Origin of the sequence: Solibacillus isronensis, from assembly GCF_023715405.1 — a bacterium.
Lineage (GTDB): Bacteria > Bacillota > Bacilli > Bacillales_A > Planococcaceae > Solibacillus > Solibacillus isronensis_B.
Map to the genome: position 1 here is coordinate 17,573 of NZ_JAMBOC010000001.1, position 23,657 is coordinate 41,229.

Annotated in this window: 23 protein-coding genes and 1 other annotated feature; of the genes, 15 read left to right on the forward strand and 8 right to left on the reverse strand. The window is 39.0% G+C overall.

From position 1 onward, the window contains the following. Positions 1 to 180 precede the first annotated feature (180 nt). Positions 181 to 984 (forward strand): alpha/beta hydrolase, encoded by an 804-nt coding sequence (locus M3166_RS00105; protein WP_251686429.1) that lies wholly within the window; start codon positions 181 to 183, stop codon positions 982 to 984. 132 nt (positions 985 to 1,116) lie between these two features. Beyond that, positions 1,117 to 2,577, forward strand: coding sequence for an alanine/glycine:cation symporter family protein (locus M3166_RS00110; RefSeq protein WP_251686430.1), 1,461 nt, complete (start codon positions 1,117 to 1,119; stop codon positions 2,575 to 2,577). Between the two features lie 21 nt (positions 2,578 to 2,598). Here M3166_RS00110 and M3166_RS00115 read toward each other — a convergent pair whose 3' ends face one another. The 3 genes from M3166_RS00115 to M3166_RS00125 are packed head-to-tail and all read right to left on the reverse strand — an operon-like array spanning position 2,599 to position 4,587. Further along, the gene (locus tag M3166_RS00115; RefSeq protein WP_251686431.1) at positions 2,599 to 3,012 is read right to left on the reverse strand and encodes a pyrimidine dimer DNA glycosylase/endonuclease V; all 414 of its coding nucleotides are present in this window, start codon (positions 3,010 to 3,012) and stop codon (positions 2,599 to 2,601) included. 40 nt (positions 3,013 to 3,052) lie between these two features. Beyond that, the gene (locus tag M3166_RS00120) at positions 3,053 to 3,634 is read right to left on the reverse strand and encodes a class I SAM-dependent methyltransferase (RefSeq protein ID WP_251686432.1); all 582 of its coding nucleotides are present in this window, start codon (positions 3,632 to 3,634) and stop codon (positions 3,053 to 3,055) included. Further along, a complete protein-coding gene (locus tag M3166_RS00125; RefSeq protein ID WP_251686433.1) occupies positions 3,631 to 4,587 on the reverse strand; it encodes a TIGR01212 family radical SAM protein in 957 nt (318 codons plus the stop codon). Before M3166_RS00125 ends, M3166_RS00120 begins: the two co-directional genes overlap by 4 nt. Positions 4,588 to 4,720: 133 nt before the next feature. Here M3166_RS00125 and M3166_RS00130 point away from each other — a divergent pair, with 133 nt between their 5' ends. The 4 genes from M3166_RS00130 (at position 4,721) to trhA (ending at position 10,147) form a co-directional block, all read left to right on the forward strand. Further along, positions 4,721 to 5,890 (forward strand): MDR family MFS transporter, encoded by a 1,170-nt coding sequence (locus M3166_RS00130; protein WP_251686434.1) that lies wholly within the window; start codon positions 4,721 to 4,723, stop codon positions 5,888 to 5,890. A 51-nt stretch (positions 5,891 to 5,941) separates the two neighbouring features. Continuing rightward, positions 5,942 to 6,156 (forward strand) — a binding site (T-box leader). Positions 6,157 to 6,268: 112 nt separating this feature from the next. Further along, positions 6,269 to 8,683: a leucine--tRNA ligase gene (leuS, locus tag M3166_RS00135; RefSeq protein ID WP_251686435.1), complete on the forward strand. Its 2,415-nt coding sequence runs from the start codon at positions 6,269 to 6,271 to the stop codon at positions 8,681 to 8,683. Between the two features lie 168 nt (positions 8,684 to 8,851). Continuing rightward, positions 8,852 to 9,286 carry a CoxG family protein gene (locus M3166_RS00140; RefSeq protein ID WP_251686436.1) on the forward strand — a complete coding sequence of 145 codons (435 nt, stop codon included), beginning with the start codon at positions 8,852 to 8,854 and terminating at the stop codon, positions 9,284 to 9,286. Between the two features lie 219 nt (positions 9,287 to 9,505). Then, positions 9,506 to 10,147, forward strand: coding sequence for a PAQR family membrane homeostasis protein TrhA (gene trhA / locus M3166_RS00145; protein WP_251686437.1), 642 nt, complete (start codon positions 9,506 to 9,508; stop codon positions 10,145 to 10,147). A gap of 39 nt (positions 10,148 to 10,186) precedes the next feature. On the opposite strand, the gene M3166_RS00150 is transcribed toward trhA, so the two are convergent. Continuing rightward, positions 10,187 to 11,002 (reverse strand): cysteine methyltransferase, encoded by an 816-nt coding sequence (locus tag M3166_RS00150; protein WP_251686438.1) that lies wholly within the window; start codon positions 11,000 to 11,002, stop codon positions 10,187 to 10,189. A gap of 89 nt (positions 11,003 to 11,091) precedes the next feature. Next, the gene (locus tag M3166_RS00155) at positions 11,092 to 12,345 is read right to left on the reverse strand and encodes an NAD(P)/FAD-dependent oxidoreductase (protein WP_251686439.1); all 1,254 of its coding nucleotides are present in this window, start codon (positions 12,343 to 12,345) and stop codon (positions 11,092 to 11,094) included. A gap of 263 nt (positions 12,346 to 12,608) precedes the next feature. On the opposite strand from M3166_RS00155, the gene M3166_RS00160 reads away from it, so the two are divergent. Together M3166_RS00160 and M3166_RS00165 are read left to right on the forward strand one after the other, a co-directional pair. Next, positions 12,609 to 14,225 (forward strand): putative polysaccharide biosynthesis protein, encoded by a 1,617-nt coding sequence (locus tag M3166_RS00160; protein WP_251686440.1) that lies wholly within the window; start codon positions 12,609 to 12,611, stop codon positions 14,223 to 14,225. Positions 14,226 to 14,274: 49 nt separating this feature from the next. Continuing rightward, positions 14,275 to 14,985, forward strand: coding sequence for a pseudouridine synthase (locus M3166_RS00165; RefSeq protein ID WP_251686441.1), 711 nt, complete (start codon positions 14,275 to 14,277; stop codon positions 14,983 to 14,985). A gap of 190 nt (positions 14,986 to 15,175) precedes the next feature. On the opposite strand, the gene M3166_RS00170 is transcribed toward M3166_RS00165, so the two are convergent. Then, on the reverse strand, positions 15,176 to 15,397 hold the full coding sequence (locus tag M3166_RS00170; protein ID WP_008408196.1) for a DeoR family transcriptional regulator: 222 nt from the start codon (positions 15,395 to 15,397) through the stop codon (positions 15,176 to 15,178). A 326-nt stretch (positions 15,398 to 15,723) separates the two neighbouring features. On the opposite strand from M3166_RS00170, the gene pepV reads away from it, so the two are divergent. The 6 genes from pepV (at position 15,724) to M3166_RS00200 (ending at position 21,625) form a co-directional block, all read left to right on the forward strand. Further along, positions 15,724 to 17,118 carry a dipeptidase PepV gene (gene pepV / locus M3166_RS00175; RefSeq protein WP_251686442.1) on the forward strand — a complete coding sequence of 465 codons (1,395 nt, stop codon included), beginning with the start codon at positions 15,724 to 15,726 and terminating at the stop codon, positions 17,116 to 17,118. 19 nt (positions 17,119 to 17,137) lie between these two features. Continuing rightward, complete coding sequence (gene dat / locus M3166_RS00180) at positions 17,138 to 17,989, forward strand: D-amino-acid transaminase (protein WP_251686443.1); 852 nt, start codon at positions 17,138 to 17,140, stop codon at positions 17,987 to 17,989. Between the two features lie 116 nt (positions 17,990 to 18,105). Beyond that, a complete protein-coding gene (locus M3166_RS00185) occupies positions 18,106 to 19,104 on the forward strand; it encodes a nuclease-related domain-containing protein (protein ID WP_251686444.1) in 999 nt (332 codons plus the stop codon). A gap of 3 nt (positions 19,105 to 19,107) precedes the next feature. After that, positions 19,108 to 20,028, forward strand: coding sequence for a diacylglycerol/lipid kinase family protein (locus M3166_RS00190; protein WP_251686445.1), 921 nt, complete (start codon positions 19,108 to 19,110; stop codon positions 20,026 to 20,028). Positions 20,029 to 20,093: 65 nt separating this feature from the next. Continuing rightward, the gene (gene trmB / locus M3166_RS00195; RefSeq protein WP_251686446.1) at positions 20,094 to 20,741 is read left to right on the forward strand and encodes a tRNA (guanosine(46)-N7)-methyltransferase TrmB; all 648 of its coding nucleotides are present in this window, start codon (positions 20,094 to 20,096) and stop codon (positions 20,739 to 20,741) included. 23 nt (positions 20,742 to 20,764) lie between these two features. Further along, on the forward strand, positions 20,765 to 21,625 hold the full coding sequence (locus M3166_RS00200; RefSeq protein ID WP_251686447.1) for a YtnP family quorum-quenching lactonase: 861 nt from the start codon (positions 20,765 to 20,767) through the stop codon (positions 21,623 to 21,625). A 41-nt stretch (positions 21,626 to 21,666) separates the two neighbouring features. On the opposite strand, the gene M3166_RS19455 is transcribed toward M3166_RS00200, so the two are convergent. Further along, the gene (locus tag M3166_RS19455) at positions 21,667 to 22,056 is read right to left on the reverse strand and encodes a DUF3169 family protein (RefSeq protein WP_353056562.1); all 390 of its coding nucleotides are present in this window, start codon (positions 22,054 to 22,056) and stop codon (positions 21,667 to 21,669) included. A 35-nt stretch (positions 22,057 to 22,091) separates the two neighbouring features. Next, positions 22,092 to 22,406 (reverse strand): PepSY domain-containing protein, encoded by a 315-nt coding sequence (locus tag M3166_RS00205; RefSeq protein ID WP_251686448.1) that lies wholly within the window; start codon positions 22,404 to 22,406, stop codon positions 22,092 to 22,094. Between the two features lie 146 nt (positions 22,407 to 22,552). Here M3166_RS00205 and M3166_RS00210 point away from each other — a divergent pair, with 146 nt between their 5' ends. Next, the gene (locus M3166_RS00210; RefSeq protein ID WP_251686449.1) at positions 22,553 to 23,629 is read left to right on the forward strand and encodes a M42 family metallopeptidase; all 1,077 of its coding nucleotides are present in this window, start codon (positions 22,553 to 22,555) and stop codon (positions 23,627 to 23,629) included. Positions 23,630 to 23,657: the final 28 nt, after the last annotated feature.

Consider the following 23,657-nt stretch of genomic DNA (forward strand, 5'->3'; position numbering starts at 1 on the left):
AATTAACATTTCTTTTAGATCGGAATGTATTATAATTAAACAAATAAATAGTAATATAATGATGCCGATATTAAAGAAGGCGCAATACCATAATTTTTTGATACACGGCAAAACTCAGATTTAAAATTAAAGGTCTCGTGTTTATGACATAAAAATAATTTACATGTAAGGAGTATGGCCATGTGGAAATGGGAAACAGAGCAACAACCAAAAGCCGTAGTCGTTATTCTTCATAGCGCATATGAACATCATCGGTGGTACGCATGGTTAATCGAAAAGTTCCGTAGTTCTCACTTTCACGTTGTGATGGGAGATTTGCCGGGACATGGAGAGCAAGGAAAGTATACAAAGTATCATGATGAAGATTTTAAAGAATATTACAAGTATACAAAAGTGTTATTGAAAGTGGCACTAGAATATAATTTACCGCTTTTTATCGTCGGAAATGGGCTAGGGGCTGCAATAGCTACTTACGTGCTCCAGAACAATAAAATAGAATGTGCGGGTGTTGTTTTAACATCCCCTTGGTTTAACTTAAAGCTGGCACCGGGTAAACTGTCGAATGCTTTATCAAGCTTCAGCGCCATTACATCGAATGTTAAGCTGAAACATGAGTTGGAGCCTCACCATCTTACCCGGAATACAGATGTATTAATGGAGTTGAAAGAACAATTACCGTTAACGAGTATGGTGACGGTAAAATGGTATCGCGACTGGCAGCAGATGACGCGTACAATCCGTAACCCCGAATTGAAGTTCCCGGATATCCCGGTATTATTAATGACAGGTGAAAATGATAAAGTTACAGACATTAGTACATCAAAGAAATGGATAACAGAACATACGCTTTCCGAGTTTCACTATAAGCAATGGAAAGGTTGCCTCCACAGCCTTTATTTTGAAGTGGAAAGGGAAGATGTTTTTAAATTTACGATAGATTATATTAATAATGTTTTAAGAGACTTGGGATATATTATTGAATAGTGATAAGCCTAACAAAATCATACTTTGTTAGGTTTATTTTTATTTTCTTTAAAAAAATATATCGAAATTTTCGAATATTTGTAATATACTAAATTTCAAATTAATACATTATTTCAACAAAGGGGGTATAGTATGGATTTCTTGAATGATTTTGTAGGATGGGCCAACAATATTTTATGGGGTCCTGTCATGATTTATGGTATTTTAATCGTTGGTTTGTTTTTCTCTATCCTTACAAAGTTTGCGCAAGTCAGGCTTATTAAAGACATGTTCACGCTAATGTTCACAGGGGAAAAGTCCGATGCCGGAGTTTCTTCCTTCCAAGCAATGTCGATTGCGTTGTCGGGTCGTGTCGGTACGGGGAATATTGTAGGGACGGCTTCAGCAATTGCTTTTGGGGGTCCGGGAGCGGTGTTCTGGATGTGGGTTACAGCCTTTATTGGGGCATCTACAGCGTACATGGAGTCCACATTGGCGCAGATTTACAAAGAGAAAAAAGATGGGCAGTATCGAGGAGGCCCGGCATTCTACATTGAAAAAACAACGGGAATTCGCGCATTAGGAATTATTTTTGCGGTTGCCATGATTGCATCTGTTGCGTTTTTAATGCCAGGTGTTCAGGCAAATGCCATTGCAGGTGCGGTTGATAACGCATTCGGTATTGATCCATGGATTACTGGTCTAATTACGATTCTTTTATTAGCGGTCATTATTTTTGGCGGGGTTAAACGTATTGCGAACACAGCACAAATTTTAGTTCCGTTCATGGCATTAGCCTATTTATTAGTAGCCGGTATTATTATTATTATGAATATTACAGCTGTGCCTGAAGTGTTAGCATTAATTTTCCGCAGTGCGTTTGCGGCAGATGCGGTATTTGGCGGGATGATTGGTAGCGCTATTTTCTGGGGTGTAAAACGTGCTATCTATTCAAACGAAGCAGGGCAGGGTACTGGTGCACATCCAGCTGCTGCTGCAGAAGTATCACATCCGGCAAAACAAGGTTTAGTGCAGGCAGCATCAATTTATATTGATACATTACTAGTATGTTCTGCAACAGCACTGATGATTTTATTCATGGGTACATACAATGTCCATGAGGGTAGCCAAGATGGAGCGCTGATCGAAGCAAAAATGGATGAGACAATAACGTATTCAGGCTTTACGCAAGCAGCGGTAAACGATGCGTTCCCATCTTTAAATAACTTTGGTTCGGGGTTTGTAGCGATTGCACTGTTCTTCTTTGCCTTTACAACTTTAATGGCATATTACTATATTGCTGAAACGAATGTTTCATATATGTTTAATGGTAAGGCAAGACGAATCGGGATATTGTTAATGAAATTCATATTATTGGCTTCGGCATTTTACGGAACAGTTAAAACATCCGATTTAGCTTGGGCATTCGGTGACGTTGGTTTAGGATTAACGGTTTGGATTAACGTAATTATGCTATTATTCATTATGAAGCCTGCCCTCATTGCATTGAAGGATTATGAGCAACAGAAAAAAGAAGGAAAAGACCCAGTATTTGATCCGAAAAAACTCGGAATTAAAAATGCTGATTTCTGGGAGACATATAAGAAAGATTAATAGATTAAAAGGAGCAGCTAGTTAAAAAGCTGCTCCTTTTTTTATGGAATAATACTGATGTAGTGCCTCAAATTGTTCCGTAGTAAAATCTTTTTGTCCGCGAATATATTTTTCATATAAATTATAGTAGCAAATCGTTAAATACTCATCATTATGGTGGCGGCTGTATGGCGGATAGTATTCATATTCAGACAAACTAAAATCGGCAAAATAACGATCCATCTTATCAATCGTACGAATTGTAATGTTTCTGGCGCGCATTTCCTTCAGAACAATTTGCGTATAAATATATAAATCCTCTTTTGGGTATTCATAAATATAATTGATTAATACATGTTTGTCTTCCTTCACGAAAATGCTGTTCAACTCGCGCCACTGGGCAAGCAACTGACTTTTTGGAATAAAAGGGATTAACTCGGTATGCCATAAACGCATCATTTCACCTCATTAAAGATAGAAAAAGAGCTAAGAAAACTTAGCCCTCTATCGGAAATTCTTTTACTTTTTCTAATGCAATGATAAACGGGGGATCATTTTTCTGATTCACAAACTCATAGCGCAGAACATGTACATGTTTTTGCGGTAAATCACTTACATAGCGAATTACTTCGTCGCGCTCGTCTTTTCCGCCTTCATGACCATGATAAACGACTAAAACGATCATTCCCCCGACTTTTAACAGCTTTAACAAACTTTCAATCGCTTGGATCGTAGTGTTCGGCTTTGTTACAATTTCATGATTGCTGCCTGGCAGATAACCAAGATTAAAAATAGCGGCTGAAACAGGTTTGTGAATATAGTTTGCCACATTTTCATGCCCGTCTCTTAAAACGATTGCCCGATGCTCAAGTGCGTTATCGAGCAGTCGGTGTAATGTTGCATCAACCGCTTCCTTTTGCACATCAAACGCATATACATAACCGTCATCTCCAACGAGATTGGCTAAAAAAAGTGTATCATGTCCATTTCCTGCTGTTGCATCGACTGCAATATCACCCTCGGAAACTGACATTTCCAATAAGGTTTGGGCATATTGAAGAACACGTTCTAATTTCATTTTGTCACATCCGCCTTATAAAACTTCCCTTGGTAGGAACCACGACGTTCCAGCTCTGCATCAATTCCGTTCAGAACTTCCCATTTGTTGACAGACCACATCGGACCGATCATTAAATCGATTGGGCCATCACCTGTAATACGGTGGACGATCATTTCAGGGGGAATAATTTCTAGCTGATCTGCCACGAGTTGAATATAAGCATCCTTATCCATAAACTCCAGCATGCCTTTTTCGTATTGCTTCACAAGTGGTGTTCCTTTTAAAAGGTGCAGTAGATGGATTTTAATCCCTTGTACATCAAGCTTTGCCACTTCACGGGCTGTTTCCATCATCATATCGTAATCCTCTAAAGGTAATCCGTTAATAATATGTGTCACAACTCGAATACCATGCTTGCGCAGTTTATTAACACCTTCTACATATGTAGCGTAATCATGTGCGCGGTTAATTAAATTGGCCGTTTTTTCATGAACTGTTTGAAGTCCTAGCTCTACCCATAAATACGTACGTTCATTTAACTCTGCCAAATATTCTACAACATCATCCGGCAAACAGTCAGGACGCGTTGCAATTGAAAGTCCCATTACTCCTTCACAGGCAAGTGCTGCTTCGAACTTTTCCTTTAATACTTCAAGTGGAGCATGTGTATTTGTATACGCTTGGAAGTAGGCCATAGTTAAGCCATCTTTCCATTTGTTCTCCATTTTTGCTTTAATCTTTTCGAACTGTACCGGAATCGGATCAACTTTACTGCCCGCAAAGTCTCCTGAACCAGCTGCCGAACAGAACGTGCAACCGCCAAAAGCGACCGTACCATCACGGTTTGGGCAATCAAACCCTGCATCCAAAGCAACCTTGTAAACTTTCTTTCCGAATTCATTTCGTAAATAGCGATTCCATGTATAATAACGTTTCCCGTCTGACGGGAAAGGGAAATTTGTTTCAGTCATTCCTTGTTCACTCCTCTAACGTATTATTCTAACACGGACAGAACATCGTGTCCTAATAGAAATCTTTTTCTTGTACAAATTCCTGTTAAAGAATAAACTAGTAAATTGAGCAAATATTGAAGGAGGAAGTTGATTGCCGAAACAAGTATGGTTTTTAATTATTGGCACATTCGTAAATACGGTCGGAAATTCATTTTTATGGCCTTTAAATAGCATTTATATCCATGATCATTTAGGGAAAACTTTAACTACAGCTGGAATTGTCCTCATGCTAAATTCATTGGCAGGTGTGTTCGGTAATCTAGTAGGTGGTTATTTATTTGATAAATTAGGTGGTTATAAAGCAATTTTAATTGGGGTTGTATTTAATTTATTGTCAATCACACTGTTGACCATTTGGCATGATTGGCCGCAATACATCATATTTTTGACGATGTTGGGCTTTAGTGGAGGAATTGTGTACCCGGCCATCTATGCGATAGCAGGGAGTGCCTGGCCAGAAGGGGGTCGACGTGCGTTTAACTCGATCTTTTTGGCAAATAACGTAGGGGTCGCAATTGGCCCGGCATTGGCAGGCATTGTTGCCGATATTAAGTTTGACTATGTATTTAGTGCGAATCTATTTTTCTATGCTATATTTTTTGTGCTTGTCATCACGACATATAAGCGTTTTGATATGAAGGGACTGACAACTAAACCGTTCTCAGGTAATGAGACAAAAAGAAGAAATAGGGGACCGATTGTGGCAATCAGTATATTAAGTATCTCTTTAATCGTTTGCTGGTTAAGCTACTCTCAATGGAGTGCGACCATTTCTTCTTATACACAAGGGTTAGGAATGAGTCTGTCCGAATACAGTTTATTATGGACGATCAACGGCTTCATGATCGTTGCAGTTCAACCGATTATCCGACCGCTTGTCACACGTTGGGAAAACAAAATAAAACATCAGTTGGTGCTTGGTCTCATATTGATGTCGCTATCTTATATCGTCGTTTATTTTGCGCAGGACTTTAAGATGTTTGCTGCAGCGATGGTCATTTTGACGTTTGGGGAAGTGTTCTTTACACCGGTTATTCCGATGATTGCCAATAAATTGGCGCCTCATGGACAAGAAGGCTTCTATCAAGGGCTTGTCAATAGTGCATCAACAATTGGACGGATGATTGGCCCTGTATTTGGCGGGTTAATGGTAGATTTATATGGCATGCAAATATTGATGCTAATATTATCACTACTCATTGTCATTGCAATTATTCCATGTCTGTTCTTTGATCGTACGTTAGGAAAAGAACAAACATAAAACAGTTACTTGTACTTTTGTGTTGAATTCGTTAAAATGAATGAAATAATAATATTGACTGTGATGAGGAATAGTAAACGGACGCACTTTATAGAGAGCTGGCGGCAGGTGGAAGCCGGTAAGTGTCAAGTTGAACTCGCCTCGGAGTTTGCTTTAGTGAAGTAATAGTAGCTAATGGCCGTGTATTCGCGTTAAGAAATGAAGCTGAGTGCTGCGTCACTAATTTGGGTGGTACCGCGGGAGTAAAAATACCTCTCGTCCCTTCTTATCATAAGATGGGACGGGATTTTTTTATTTTTTAAATATTCTGTTAAATCATTGATGATGCGCCTAAAATACATAAACCACAGCAAGAATATATTTAAAGGAGGAATTATTGTGAGTTTTAATCATCAGCAAATTGAAAAAAAGTGGCAAACGTTTTGGGATGTCAATAAAACATTCAAAACTGAAAATGAAATGGATAAGCCAAAGTTTTATGCATTGGATATGTTCCCTTATCCATCGGGTGCGGGTCTGCACGTAGGACACCCTGAAGGCTATACAGCGACAGATATTTTATCTCGTTTTAAACGTATGCAAGGCTACAATGTTCTTCATCCAATGGGTTGGGATGCATTCGGTTTACCTGCAGAGCAATATGCACTTGATACAGGGAATGACCCAGCTGAATTTACGGCTAAAAACATCGCGACATTCAAACGTCAAATTAACGAGCTAGGCTTCTCTTATGACTGGGATCGTGAAATTAACACAACTGATCCGTCTTATTATAAATGGACGCAATGGATTTTTACTAAGTTAGTGGAAATGGATTTAGCGTATGTAGATGAAGTGGCAGTAAACTGGTGTGAAACATTAGGTACGGTACTTGCAAACGAAGAAGTAATCGACGGAGTTTCTGAGCGCGGCGGTCACCCGGTAGTACGTCGTCCGATGCGACAATGGGTACTGCGTATTACAAAATATGCAGACCGTTTAGTCGATGATTTAGTTGATGTTGACTGGCCTGAATCAATTAAGGAAATGCAACGTAACTGGATTGGACGTTCTGAAGGCGCACAAGTGAAATTCACAGTTGCCAACACAGACAAAAACTTCGAAGTTTTCACAACACGTCCGGATACATTATTTGGCGCGACATACTGTGTATTAGCACCAGAGCATAAATTAGTAGCCGACATTACTACTGCAGAGCAAAAAGAAGCGGTAGAGGCATACTTGGAAAAAGTATCGTTAAAATCTGATCTGGAACGTACAGACTTAGCGAAAGAAAAAACAGGTGTATTCACAGGTGCTTATGCAGTGAACCCGATTAACGGCAAACAAGTGCCAATCTGGATTGCGGATTATGTATTGGCAACATACGGAACTGGTGCAATAATGGCTGTTCCTGCACACGATGAGCGTGACTATGAATTCGCGAAAGAGTTCAATTTAGAAATTATTCCGGTACTTGAAGGCGGAGACATCGAGAATGAAGCATTCACTGGTGACGGTGCGCACATTAACTCGGACTTCTTAAACGGATTAAATAAAACGGACGGCATTGCGAAGGCTATTGACTGGTTAGTGGAAAATGGTGTAGGGGAAAAGAAAATCACTTACCGTTTACGCGACTGGTTATTCAGCCGTCAACGTTATTGGGGTGAACCAATTCCAGTAATTCACTGGGAAGATGGCACAATGACTACGATACCTGTAGAAGAGCTGCCATTGGAATTACCGAAAACAACAAACATCCGTCCTTCCGGTACTGGTGAATCACCACTTGCAAATATTGAAGAATGGGTGAATGTGGTTGATCCAGTAACAGGCAAAAAAGGCCGCCGTGAAACGAATACAATGCCGCAATGGGCTGGTTCATCATGGTACTTCCTGCGCTATATCGATCCGAAAAATGATCAGGCGCTTGCAGATCCGGAACTATTAAAACATTGGCTACCAGTCGATATTTATATCGGTGGTGCAGAGCACGCAGTACTTCACTTACTATACGCACGCTTCTGGCATAAAGTGCTTTATGATTTAGGACTTGTTCATACGAAAGAACCGTTCCAAAAGTTATTTAACCAGGGGATGATTCTAGGTGAAGGTAATGAAAAAATGTCTAAATCAAAAGGCAATGTAGTAAACCCGGATGACATTATTGCTTCACACGGTGCAGATACATTACGTTTATACGAAATGTTCATGGGTCCACTTGAAGCTTCAGTTGCATGGAGCACGAACGGTCTTGATGGGGCACGTCGTTTCCTAGATCGTATTTGGCGTCTATTCGTAACAGATGAAGGGAAGCTAGCTGCAAAAATTCAGGATTCTTCTGATACGGCATTGGAAAAAGTGTATCACCAAACTGTGAAAAAAGTGACGGAAGACTATGAAGGTATTCGCTTTAACACAGCGATTTCACAAATGATGGTCTTCATTAATGATTGCTACAAAGCGGAAGTAATTCCAACAGAATATGCAAAAGGCTTCGTGAAGCTTTTATCACCAATCGCACCGCATATTGCTGAAGAACTTTGGTCAATTTTAGGACATGAAGGCACAATTACGTATGCAACATGGCCAACATTCGATGAGTCGAAACTAGTAGACGATGAAATCGAAGTTGTTGTACAAGTTTTAGGTAAAGTACGTGCAAAAGTAACGGTTGCAAAAGATATTACTAAAGAAGAGTTAGAAAAAGTTGCTTTAGCAGACAGCAAAGTACAAGAATTTATCGAAGGAAAAACGGTTGTGAAAGTAATTGTCATCCCAGGTAAATTAGTAAATATCGTTGTTAAATAATAAGTGAAATAAAATTAATGCACGGTGTTTTCATAAAGAAATCACCGTGCATTTTTATTTTGATATTGCATGAAGAGCAAAAATAACTATGTTGCGTAACCGAATTCTATGTAATACTAGAATAGTAAATGTTCACATTTAATGAATTGAAGAAAGAAGTGTAACAACATGGCACAAGCATCACATTCAGTACAAATCCCAGTTAGCCAGGAAAAAGTATGGGATTTCGTAAGTAAGATTGAAAAATGGGCTGTATTAGTTCCAGCTTACAAAGAGCATAAAGAACTGGATGCCCAAACATCACATTGGACATTCGAAGGGAACTTTAAAGGCTTAAAGAAAAAAGTTGAAATCGAAATTAAAATTATCGAAATGATTGAGCCTTCTAAAATCAAATTTGAAATTACAGGGCTATCAGATAATATTAAAGGCGGCGGTGAATTTACAGCCGAGCCGAAAGATGGCGGTACATATATGACAGGTACAGTAGAAGTAACTGCTGGCGGTCTTTCGGGTGCAGTATTAAATCCGGCTATTAAAGTATTATTGCCAAAAGTGACGAGTCGCCTAACAGAAAAAATCGCTCGTCATATTCAATCGTAAAACGAACAATAACTCACTGGAAAAAATTTTTCCCAGTGGGTTTTTTATTTTGTTAGAAGGGGGTATAGCTTTTATGGGAAGACCCCCTTAAAAAGCTATTACTCCAGAAATGAAAGTTTCCAGCAAATCCATGATAAATATCATATGGAAAGTATGACAAGTTCTTCTATAACAACTAAATACAATTTTTTATAATTGAACAATGAAAGAGGTGGCTTTATGACACAAATCATGATGGAACAAAGTGGATATAGTACAAAGGAAGAATTTTGGAACGGGCTGACACATGGAGTTGCCGCATTACTGACGATTCCCGCAACATTGCTGTTAGTAAACAAAGCCCAGCAGGAAGGCACAACATTAGAGCTTGTCAGCTATATTATTTTTGGTATTTCAATGTTTTGCCTGTATTTTGCTTCAACGATGTATCATTCATGGCCGAAACATAAAACATTTCTGAAAAAGCTCGATCATAGCTCAATATTTTTATTGATTGCAGGAACATATACACCGATCGTATTAGTCGCAATTGGTGGAAAATTGGGTTGGACAATTTTTGCGGTTCAATGGATACTAGCAACAATCGGTATTGTGCTGAAACAATTTTTTGTTTACCGTTTTAAATTACTGTCGCTGTTTGTTTATATCGGGATGGGCTGGCTTATTATTTTTGTTGCCAAGCCGTTATTCGCACATATAGGCATCGCAGGCTTTGCCACACTATTAATCGGTGGGCTTTCCTATACGGTCGGCACTTACTTTTACAAAAATGACCGCATTCCATACAACCATGCAATTTGGCACTTATTTGTTATGGGCGGCAGTGTCGCGATGTTCTTCGCAATTTACTTATATGTATAAAAAAAGAGTCAATCCCGTTATTGGGGATTGACTCTTTTACTATATGCTCGCTGTAAACTTTTCGATTAAATCCTGCAAATAATCGTCGTATTGTTCTTCGTTGCGTTTTTTCATTTCTTCCAAAACCTGATTTAAAAATGTTTTGTTGTCCATGAACTGATTCGGCAGCGTTTCATATAGTAGCTGATGATGGTAATTTTCCTGATCCAAATAAAGCTCAAAATAATAGCCGAGCTTTTCGTCTTCATTAAACATATGCATCATGCAATCTACTTCATAGCATTGCATAATAAAATCGTGTTTAAAGCCAACCTGAACAGTAAATGCAATATGACCGCCTTCACCATCTAATTTAAATGAATCCATATCTGAAATCATTTGATTTTTATGCATGAGCCAGTACAGTTCATTTGCCTGACGGTTTGTCGTAAAGCTAGTAATCCCTTTTGGCGCATTTTCAATGAAGAAATGCTTTGCCAGTTTTGCTTGCACGGCCTCTTCAATTGATGAAGAAGAAGCAATTTTATCAAGCTGCTGACAGACGATTAGCAATAGTGCTGGACTTTTTTGCAAATGTTCAATAATCTTTTTTAATTGCATCGGGCAAACATTTGGGATATTGACTAAATCGACAGCCAAAGTCATGCCGACACCTTGTTTATTTAAGCCGAGTATCAAATATAATGGAACACTTTTCGCATAGGAGTTATTTTTTTCGACATAACAAAAAACACGAATGGAAAAGGTAAATTCATCTTTATTACGATTGCTTATTTTAGTGCAAGATAAATGAGTTTGCATTAGCTCATCTGATGCTAAATAAAGCATAGTCTGGTTTTTTTGAGAATTATTCATCGTGCCGTATCCTCCTGAGTGTACATACCTCTTATGATACTAGGGAATGATGAGTTGTTCTAGTATTTTTACGATTAAAATCAGAAACGTTACTGTTGACCCGCACTCATACCTGCAATTCGTCCTGTTACGAGCGCGGAAGTAATATTATAACCCCCTGTATAACCGTGAATATCCAAAATCTCACCACAGAAGTAGAGTCCCTGTTTTTTCTTGGAGGCCATTGTTTTTGGTTCTATTTCTTTTACCGAAACACCGCCCCCTGTAACAAATGCCTTTTCGATCGGTTGGGTACCGTGAACGTCCATCGTAAATGCGACAAGTTCACGTGCAAAGTTACGAATCTTCTCCTGAGATAATTCTATGCCTGTTAACTGTGCGTCAATACCTGCACGATCCATTAAAAATAGAAGCCATCGTTCTGGAACTAGTGATTTCCATAAGTTTTTTACCGCTTTTTTCGGTTCTTCCTTGATTGTTTTATTTAACATTTGGAAGCATGTCTCTTCATTATGCTCCGGTAATGATTGAATACGAACTTGTACGGGCGCGCTGCCAGATTTCAGCTGTTCTTTAACAATAAACTGGCTGCAGCGTAAAATGGCAGGTCCGCTTAAGCCGAAGTGCGTAAACAGCATATCCATCTGATGTGTTATAAGAACTTTTCCTTTTTTGTTCAAGACAGAGACAGCGGCATCGCGTAAAGCCAGCCCTTGCAGCTCACGTGATTGAATGAATGGTTCCTTTGAGGTCACAGGAACTTCTGTCGGATAAAGCGTAGTAACCGTGTGACCTGCTCGTTCTGCCCAAGGATAACCGTCTCCAGTTGAGCCTGTTTGAGGAACAGCTTTACCACCGACTGCTACAACAACAGCATTTGTACGGATTTCTTCGCCGCTCTCCAAACGTACACCATATATTTTTTCATCATCCAAAAGCAATTTATTAACTGCCGTGTGTAAACGGACTTCCACTTTTAATCGTTTCATTTCATTCACAAGTGCATCAACGACATCTTGTGCGCGGTTGGATACAGGGAACATACGCCCGTGATCCTCTTCTTTTAATGCCACGCCAAGTCCTTCGAAAAATGCAATAATATCTTCATTATTATAAACGGTAAAGGGGCTATATAAAAAACGTCCATTGCCGGGAATATGTTTAATGATTTCTTCCGCTGATAGTCGATTTGTTACGTTACAACGGCCACCGCCTGATATGGCCAATTTCTTTCCTACTTTTGAGCCTTTCTCAAGGAGGAGCACTTTTTTGTTTTGCTCGGCTGCGGCGATTGCTGCCATCAATCCTGATGGACCGCCTCCTATTACAATTACATCATACATAGATAATTTCTCACTTTCTTTTGCAATAATTTTTCGTTCAACGGATTTTTCTCTTACTTATTATACACGAAGTGAAGAAACTATTTGAGTAAATGGTCTTTCACATGTAAACTTGTAAAAGGAAATGTACGGGAACTTTTTTAATGAGAGTGCCGTCACAAGAAGGAAGTTAAATAATGTAAATAAATAACTTGCTTTACGAATTCGTATTGTAAGTAAATTGTTATACTGAGAGAATTTCATATAGAACGGTAGGTTATTTCATGTCTTCATTAATGAAAGGAACAGCCATATTAACAATTGGGTTGTTTCTATCAAAGCTTTTAGGGTTAATTTATATTTTCCCGTTTTACGCCATTGTAGGTGAAGATAATATTGCTTTATACAATTACGCCTACATTCCTTATAACATTATGTTAAGTGTTGCCATTGCGGGACTGCCGATAGCAGTATCAAAATTCGTATCGAAATATAATGCGCTCGGGGATTTTGATGCCGGCCGCAGACTAGTAAAAACAGGTGCTTTACTGATGACGCTTACAGGAATTGTAGCGTTTATTTTAATGAATCTGCTTGCAACACCGCTTGCAAATATAGTGATTAATAGTGATGAACAGGCATTTACTGTGGAGCAAGTTGCTAATGTCATCCAGTGGGTGAGCTATGCATTAATTGTTGTGCCGTTTATGAGTTTGATACGCGGTTACTTGCAAGGATACGGACATTATTTGCCGACATCTGTTTCTCAGTTGGTCGAGCAGATTGTGCGAATCGTCTTTTTACTAGGCGGGGCATTCATCGTTGTCAATGTGATGGACGGTGATGAGATTACGGCTATTAATTTCTCGGTGTTTGCCGCATTTATTGGGGCACTTGGCGGACTTTTGACATTGTTTTATTTTTGGAAAAAGCTGCGTCCGGAGATTAAATCTGTACAGGTTGTAGCACCGAGAGAACAGAGACTTCCTTATTCGGATATGTACAAAGAAATTTTTAAATATTCGATTCCTGTAGTGTTCGTCGGGCTGGGTGGTTCATTATTCCAGCTTATTGATTTGCTGACGTTTAACCGTGCGATGGCAGCCAGTGGAATACCAGCGGAAATTTATGATCTGTACTTTACAATGCTTAACTTGTTAACACAAAAAATTGTTATGATTCCAGTTGTTTTGGCGACAGGCTTTTCAATGGCAATCATTCCGACTGTGACGAAATTTTATACGGAAGGTAATTTGCGTCAAGTACATAGTGCGATGGATAAAACGTACCAAGTGCTGTTGTTTATTACTGTACCGGCAGCGATCGGAATTTCAATTTTAGCGGAAGATTTATATCATTTCTTCTATTCCTTCAGTGAAATGGGTACACAAGTATTAAGCCACTACGCACCGCTTGCTATTTTCTTTGCTTTATTTTCAGTTACAGCTGCTATGTTACAAGGGGTCAATTATCAAAAGTGGGTAATCTTCAGTTTACTTGTCGGCTTGCTTACAAAAACGATACTAAATACACCGCTTATTCATCTTATGTCAGTTGATGGAGCTATTTTAGCGACAGCAATTGGCTATGGAGCAACAATCGCAATTAATATTTTTGTCTTGAGGAAAGTGACAAATTACAATGCAACTGTTGTTTTACGACGTATTCTATTAATTATTATTTTGACAATTGTAATGGCTTTAGCGGTATGGATTACACATATTGTTTTAACAGCAATTGCTCCGGCTGAAACGAAAGTATTGGCACTTCTATATGCAATTATTTGTGCAGGGGTCGGCGCTATTTTTTATGGCGCGATTTCTTATAGACTAGGGTTAGCCCAATTATTATTAGGTGAAAAATTCACAAAAATTGCACGTAAATTAAGATTAGTAAAATAAAAATGAGGACGTCGTAACGAAGGCGTCCCCTTTTTTCATGGAGGACTTTATGCGTTTAGATAAATTACTGGCTAATATGGGCTACGGCTCTAGAAAAGAAGTTAAACTATTATTAAAGCAAAAAGCTGTAACAGTGGACGGTGTTACAGTAAAAGATTCAGCAATGCATGTGAATCCTGAAAAGCAAAATGTTTCGGTATTTGGTGAGCGTGTGGAATATGTGGAGTTTATTTATTTAATGATGAATAAACCGCCGGGTGTCATTTCAGCTACAGAAGACCGCCACGATCAAACGGTCATTGATTTACTGGATCCAGAGTATCAGCACTTTGAGCCATTCCCTGTCGGACGTTTGGATAAAGATACGGAAGGGCTGCTGCTAATTACAAATGACGGCAATTTAGCACATAATCTGCTTTCTCCTAAAAAGCATGTCCCGAAATGGTATTACGCCAAAATTGACGGAGTAGTAACGGAAGCCGATATCGAAGCCTTCGCACAAGGTGTAACATTGGAAGATGGTTATCATACAAAGCCTGGAGAATTAAAAATATTAGTGTCTGGCGAGCAATCGGAAATTGAGCTGATGATCCAAGAAGGGAAATTCCATCAAGTGAAGCGCATGTTTGAGGCGGTAGGCAAGAAGGTTACGTATTTAAAGCGTCAGTCAATGGGAACATTGAAGCTTGATGAAGAGTTGGCATTAGGTGAATACCGCGAGCTGACAGAACAGGAACTAGATCTTTTAGCTTCAAAATAATAAACAAAGGAAAAGCGAATGCCCCGACGAAAAGGCATTCGCTTCTTTTAGTTCTTGTGTCAAGAACTAAGTGAACGCTTGCTGACTCAGCAATGTTCATAATATTTCATGTGTAACTGATCGACACCTTACGTTATGTTGGGACAATTAGTCCTTTCTCACAAAATAAGAATCAGCCGCTTTCAAAATTCTAAGATGTCATTTTTACTTTTTTCTTCGTCGTTGTCCATTTACCCCGACTTGGACTCATTACCAAGTCATTGAAGGCTAACACATTCAAATCTCTTTGAATGGTGCGAGGAGTGATGTTAAACTCTTCGACTAAATCCTGTGTAGTCACTTCTCCTTTATTGAGGATAAACATATACACGTCTTTAATACGATTAAGCATTCTATCAGTAGTTGGCTTCATTTCTAAAAACCACTCCTTCGATCTTAAATTCTCATGGCATAAGACTAGCGGACGACAAAATATGTGCGGAGTGCACTTAGGCTTTAATAGTTTGCCTTAGACATCCCCTTTTCTGAAAGTTTGGTCAGAATAGATGTTCTGACACATACATTATAGCGGAAAATCAAACAGATTTCCAGAAATGAGAGACGAAAAACACTATTTTTACAGAAAATTCATATATTTAATATTCCTAGAAATATAGGATGAAATGATTTTGTCGAATGATTATTGTAATTTTAACAAGAAGGAGTACAATAACAATATTAAAAAAATGAGGTGTATTAATGGATTGGTTACAACTGGCTCAAGCAAGAAAAGAAGAGCTTATTCAAGAATTACAGCAATTGATTCAAATAGAAAGTGTAAAAGATGAAAATAATTTTTCTGATATAATGCCTTTTGGTGCTGGTCCGAAAGCAGCATTGGAATATATGCTTCAAAAAGGTATAGAGCAAGGGATGACTACAAAAAACGTGGATCATATGGCCGGCCATATTGAAATGGGGCAAGGTGAGGAACTTGTTGGTGTACTTTGCCATGTGGATGTAGTGCCTGCCGGAGATGTTGCAAGTTGGACATATCCTCCATTTGAAGGGAAAGTGGCAGATGGAAAATTATTCGGTCGTGGTGCGATTGATGACAAAGGTCCAACAATGGCGGCATGGCTGGCGATGAAACTGATTCACGATGCGAAGATCCCTTTGAAAAAACGTGTAAGAATGATTATTGGTACAGATGAAGAAAGCGGATTCCAATGTGTAACGCGCTACTTCGAAAAAGAGGAAATGCCGACAATTGGTTTTGCACCTGATGCAGATTTTCCGCTAATCAACGCTGAAAAAGGTATTGCTCATTTAACGTTCTCATGTAAAGAAAAACGAACAGGCGATGAGCAATTACTGTCATTCTATGCAGGTAGCAGAACAAATATGGTACCGGATGAAGCAACCGCTACTTTAAAATATGCCGAAAAAAGCACAAGTGAGAATTTTCTGAAATATTTAAAAGAAAATGACGTTGAAGGTACTTTCACTAATAACGATAATGGGATTATAATTGTTGTGAAAGGTAAATCAGCTCATGCAATGGAACCGGAAAAGGGACGAAATGCAGCAGTTTATTTAGCGAAATTTTTACAAAATGTTGTGGAGACGAAACAAAGTAAATCGTTTATCGATTTTATCGTCCGTGTTTTTGACAACGATCATTTTGGAACCGCATTGGACTTCCAATTTGAAGATGCCATGTCAGGACCGACAACATTAAATCCTGGAATCGTAACTTTTGATGAGCGCGGTGCGTCAATTGAAGTGAGTATGCGCTATTCCGTAACGTATCCGTTTGAAGAAAAAATAACGAAAGTACAGGCATTATTACAGCATGAAGCATTTACACTAGATGTAGTAAGCAATTCAGTCCCGCATTATGTGAGCGAGGAAGATGAATTAATTCAAACATTGCTGCAAGTATATCGCAAATACAGCAATGACTACTCGAAGCCGCTTTCAACTGGCGGAGGGACATATGCTCGCGTTATGAAAAAAGGGGTCGCATTCGGAATGCTGTTCCCAGGCGAACTAGATGTTGCCCATCAGGCCGATGAATTTGTTGATATTGATAACTTGATAAAAGCGACTGCCATTTATGCAGAAGCAATAGTAAATTTAGCAACTAACTAATAAAAAGGTGGTATTTGAGATGAGCTTTAGTTTATGGAATGATCAAATTGTAAAAAATGAAGAAGTATTGGTGGACAAGGAAGACCGCGGCTATCAATTTGGCGACGGTGTATATGAAGTAGTGAAAGTATATAATGGAGAACTGTTTACAGCGACTGAGCACATTGACCGTTTTTATGACAGTGCTGAAAAAATCCGCATTACTATTCCTTATACAAAAGATAAATTGCACCAGTTACTGCATCAACTTGTAGAAGCAAACAATATTGACACAGGTCATGTTTACTTCCAAATTACACGTGGCGCCGGCCCTCGTAACCACATTTTCCCTGGCGATGATGTGAAACCGGTGATTACAGGGAATGCGAAAGAAAATCTACGCCCATTAGAAAACTTTGAAAAGGGTGTAAAGGCTACATTTGTGGAAGATATTCGCTGGTTGCGTTGTGATATTAAATCACTGAACTTGCTTGGTGCGGTTCTTGCAAAACAGGAAGCATATGAAAAAGGCTGCTATGAAGCAATTTTGCACCGTGATGAAATCATTACGGAAGGTTCATCATCAAACATTTACGGAGTTAAAGAAGGTGTACTCTATACACACCCAGCCAACAATCTCATTTTAAACGGAATTACTCGTCAAGTAATTATTAAATGTGCAGCGGAAATCGGTCTTACTGTTAACGAACAGGCAATGACGAAAGAGCAGCTGCTTGCTATGGATGAAGTAATCGTTTCTTCAACAACATCAGAAGTAACTCCGGTTATTGAAATTGACGGTACAGTTATCGGCAATGGTACACCGGGTGAATGGACACGTAAATTACAAGCACAATTCGAAACAAAAATTCCAAAAGGGATTAAAGCTTAATTCTTAATTTAATAAAAATAGCGCCTTGCTTAACGGCAAGGCGCTATTTTTTTTTGCGGATAACCTGTAAAATATAACGTAATGAAGATTAGGAATGAACTTAGGGAGTAGATAAAATGGCTCAGTTAATAAAACTTCAAGATTATATTTCACGATACGAAATTGACTTGGCACGCTATCCAACGCAGTTTATTCGCTTAAAGACAAATCAGTGGGAGCGAATAAAGTATCAATGGCAGACTGGTGAAGCAATTGAACGTTGGGAACATATAGAGGAAGAAGTAAAGGAAGAGAAGAAAAAATCACTGTTTCAAAAACTTTTCCCTTTCAAAAAAGAAGTAGAAGTAATCGAAGAAGAACAAGAAGATATCGAAAAAGTGACCATCTCCAATGATTGGGCAGTAGAAGAAAATCCATATCAGGAAGATGATTCAACGCTGACATTTGAACCGAATCTTGTCTATACGCCAAAAACATTAGAAGAACTTAAGAAAATGTTCATCGATCAGTTTTTTCATTTTCAAATGAAATGGGCAAGCTCGACATTGCGTGAAAAATCTTATGTAGATCCGAAGTTTATGCGTGATACATTTTTGCGTTCCATGCTCCAAACATTGCCGGACAATTACTTAGTATTCTATTATCCGATTTTACGTGTGAAAAAAGCGCCGATAGAATTGGATATTATTATAATGACACCGACAGAATGTCTATGTATTACGGTTTTGGAACAGGAAAGTCAGGCGGTATATATCGCAAATAGCGAACGCTTCTGGTTAAAGAAGGACGGAAAAAATGAAAAAAAAGTGTTAAGTCCTTTAATTCAATTAAACCGGATGGAAAAAGTTGTCGAGCAGATTTTTCAGCAGAATCATATTGAACTGCCGATTCGCAAAGTATTGTTAACAAGAAATGGCTATATTGATTATCCAGGAACAATGTATGGGGTTTCATTTGTGGATAAACGGAAATTCCCTGAATGGATGGGACAATTATCGCGCTCTGTTTCACCGATGAAGCATATGCAAATACGTGGAGCTCAAGCCATTTTAAATACAGTACAGACAACATCTTTTCATCGGGATATTTGGAATACGGAAAATAAGGAAGATTAAATAATGGAAGTGCATTTTATAATTAATCCTTATGCGGGTAACGGGCAGGGGGTTAAGCGTTGGCATAAGTTTCACCACCAGTTGGCGATCCCGTATCAAATCCATTGGACAAAATACGAAGGACATTCGCAGCTGCTGGCAAAGGATATTGCCGGACGAGCAACAAAGGAAAACCCGGTCTGTCTAATTGCCATTGGCGGTGATGGGACGATTCATGAAGTGCTGAATGGTGCAGTACATTTTGAAAATGTCTATTTAGGGGCAATTTCGGCAGGCTCTGGTAATGATTTTGCCAGGGGGTATCAAGCATTCGAAACGAGCAAACAAGTAGAGCAATTTGTAAACACAGTAAATAGCACTTCACATGATTGCGGGGTAGTGAGACAAGGTGGGAAAACCACATACTTTATCAATAATTTTGGTGTGGGGTTTGATGCATTAGTGGCGAACATCGCGAACAAGTCCACGCTGAAAAGGTCGCTTAATAAATGGAAACTCGGGAAGCTGAGCTATCCTTATTATGTCATTCACGCTCTTTTTACTTATAAACCGTTTAAGCTTACGATTGTCCATACAGGGAAAAAGAAGCAATTTCAAAACGTATGGTTTGTAACAGCGAGCAATCAGCCTTATTTTGGAGGGGGAATGAAGTTATCCCCAGAATCTAATACGTCCGATGGGCAGTTTGAACTGACAGTCGTTTCCAATTTATCGAAATGGAAATTGTTATTCCTTTTTGGAACAGTCTTTTTAGGGAAGCATACACTTTTGAAGGAAGTCGAGCAGTTTGCAGCGACGGATGCACAGTTGATGTTTGAGGAACCGGTCATGGCACATGCAGACGGTGAAACCCAAAAATTAGCACCCGGTCAAAATGAAATTGAAATAACTGTTCAGAAAAAAGCATGGAATTTAGCAAAATAAAAGCAAACGAAGCTATTTTCCGTTATAATATGAGGCAGCTACACAATAGAAAAGAGGATAAGTAAGTGAGATTAAAGCATAAACCATGGGCAGCGGAATATATTCAACAACATCCTGATGTAATTATTCCGAACCCGGAAGATTATAAAGGCAAGTGGATTGAAGCATTCGGCAACGACAATCCGATTCATATCGAAGTTGGTACGGGTAAAGGGCAATTCGTTTTAGGGATGGCATTGCAAAATCCGGAGATTAACTATATCGGTATTGAATTATTTGATAGTGTGATCGTCTGTGCCCTTGAAAAAATCGAAGCAGCAAACAAACCATCGAATTTGCGTTTGTTAAAAGTTGATGGTGCGAAGCTGGAAGAGTTTTTTGGGAAAGGGGATGTGGACCGTGTATATCTGAACTTCTCGGATCCATGGCCAAAAGTGCGACATGCAAAGCGTCGCCTGACACATGAAGGTTTCCTGAAAATTTATGAGAACATTTTAGTTGATAACGGTGAAATCCATTTCAAAACGGATAACCGTGGTCTTTTTGAATATTCACTCGTAAGTATGAACGAGTATGGTATGGCATTAAACTATGTATCGCTGGACTTACATGCGAATATGCCGGAAGATAATATTATGACAGAATACGAGGAGAAATTCTCGAAGCTCGGTCAACCAATATATCGACTAGAATGCCAATACAAGACGAAATAATAACGATTTAGGGGGATGGAGAAATGGATCGATTTGAATTTCACAACATGACACTGACATGGTTACATGGGGGTGTCACAGCACTGGATGGCGGAGCTATGTTTGGGGTAGTGCCAAAAGCACTGTGGTCTCGTAAATATCCGGTAAATGAATTGAACCAAATTGAATTAGCATGTGAACCAATTTTAATTCAATACGAGGGGAAAAATTACTTAATCGATTCTGGGGTAGGTGCTGGTAAGTTAAATGAAAAGCAACTGCGCAATTTCGGTGTTTCCGAAGAATCAACAATTGAAAAAAGCTTAGCTGAAGCTGGATTACAGCCAAGTGATATTGATGCAATTCTGATGACACATCTACATTTTGATCATGCTGGCGGATTAACGAAGTGGGAAGGGGACAAGCTTGTTCCGGTTTTCCCTAATGCAGTTATTCACACGACACAGATTGAATGGGATGAGATGCGCAATCCGAATATCCGTTCAAAAAATACGTATTGGAAAGAAAACTGGGAGCCTGTACAGCATTTAGTCTCAACATATGAAGGGGAGCTGGAAGTGGCTCCAGGCTTAAAAATGATCCATACGGGCGGCCATAGTGAAGGGCATGCAATTATTCGCCTTGAACAAAATGGGGAAGTGGCGTTACATATGGCGGATATTATGCCGACACATGCCCACCAAAATCCGCTTTGGGTATTGGCATATGATGATTACCCGATGACAAGCGTATTTGCGAAGGAAAAGTTAATGAAAGAAGCGCTGTCAAATGGCTACCGTTTTATCTTCTACCATGATGCGTATTACCGCATGATTCAGTGGGATGCAACAGGCAAGGAAGTAACAGACAGCCTGGAACGTTCGAAACCGGCATTAATTAAGTAAACACGAAAGCACCTGCATGATTATCGATGCAGGTGCTTTTATTATCGATTACGTACTTTCAGCATATATTGAGTGTTTACAGTAATTAATATTATAGCAATGATGAGAATGGCGAAAAGCTGGGATTCACCGGATGCGACTGAACAGAACATGCCTAGTAACAAGGAACATAGTAATAAAATATTCTCTAAATTAAATGCCGAATATAACCCTTGTAACATGATATGGCGCTCGCCTTCGTCGGACATTTCAAACATCTTTTTCGTATATTGCTTATCATTATAAGAAGGGATTTCACGGTACGGATACACATATTTAATATAATTGCCTACTAATGGTGTAGCAATAATAGCTAATAATATAGCAGGAATTGAAAGAATTTGAATAACGATTGACTGTTCTGTAATGATAGCTGCACAACCAAAAAAAATACGATGACTAAAATTACGTCATCGCATCTTTTACATTATATTTGTTTAATATCTACAATGGCACCGGAACGGGCATCTGCTGCGAACTCGTAGTTTTCTGGCTCGCCGTTGATTGTACGTGAAATACCTCCACGGTAAACCGGAGTTTCTGTAAAGCCATTGCTGAAGTTTTCAGTTTTCATGTAAATCCAAGAACCATCAATTGGTGCATGTTTTTTAAATTCATCTTTAATGTTAGCTAAAATATGATCTGGGTTCGCAAATGGTGCGACACGATTGCTCATTTCCTTAACAATGACAGCAGCTGCCATCCCTGTTACAACCCCTATTGTAAAGTCTTTTAAATTCATTTCAAAATACCTCCTCAAAATAGTGACTACATTTACTTTATCATATTCTGAAAATAGAGTAAAAATAATAGAAGGTTCGAAAGTCGAAATAGTGCATATAATTTATGGTATAATGAAGGCAAATCTACATTTAGAGGTGTTACAGAATGAATCAAGATACACTTGCTCTTTTTAAAACATTAACAGAACTGCCTGGTGCACCAGGGAATGAGCGTGCGGTCCGCAATTTTATGCGCTCGGAATTAGCAAAATATTCTGATGAAGTGATCCAGGATAATTTAGGTGGCGTATTTGGTGTTCGTAAACCAAAAGATGAACAAGCGCCAAAAATTTTAGTTGCTGGCCATATGGATGAAGTCGCTTTTATGGTTACTTCCATTACTGAAAACGGCATGATCCGTTTCCAAACACTTGGCGGCTGGTGGAATCAGGTTATGCTGGCACAGCGCGTTACGCTTTATACAAAAGACCGTGAAATCCCAGGTGTTATTGCATCAATTCCGCCGCACTTATTAACAGATGCGGAACGTTCTAAACCGATGGATATTAAAAATATGCTGATCGATATCGGAGCAGATTCAAAAGAAGATGCGATGAATTTAGGTGTACGTCCAGGACAATCCATTATTCCTGTATGTCCATTCACACCGATGGCCAATCCGAAAAAAATTATGGCAAAAGCGTGGGATAACCGCTACGGCTGTGGATTAGCGATTGAACTTTTAAAAGAGATTCACGGTCAAGAAGTGAAGAGCCATATTTATTCTGGAGCGAATGTTATGGAAGAGGTCGGTTTACGCGGTGCAGCGGTTTCATCTAATATGATTAAACCTGATCTGTTTTTTGCATTGGATGCATCACCGGCGAATGATACATCTGGCGATAAAAATGAATTCGGTCAACTAGGTAAAGGAACATTACTACGAATTTTAGACCGTTCAATGGTTACACACCGTGGTATGCGTGAATTTGTGCTGGACACAGCAGAATCAAACAATATTCCATACCAATATTTCGTCTCTCAAGGTGGTACAGACGCAGGACGTGTACACACTCAAAATGACGGGATTCCATCAGCTGTAATCGGGGTATGCTCACGTTATATTCACACATCTGCTTCGATTATTCATGTGGATGATTATGCAGCTGCTAAAGAACTGTTAGTAAAATTAATTCAAACTGCCGACCGATCTACAATCGAATCTATTCGCGCAAACGTATAAAAAAAACCAATATTATATTATAATACAA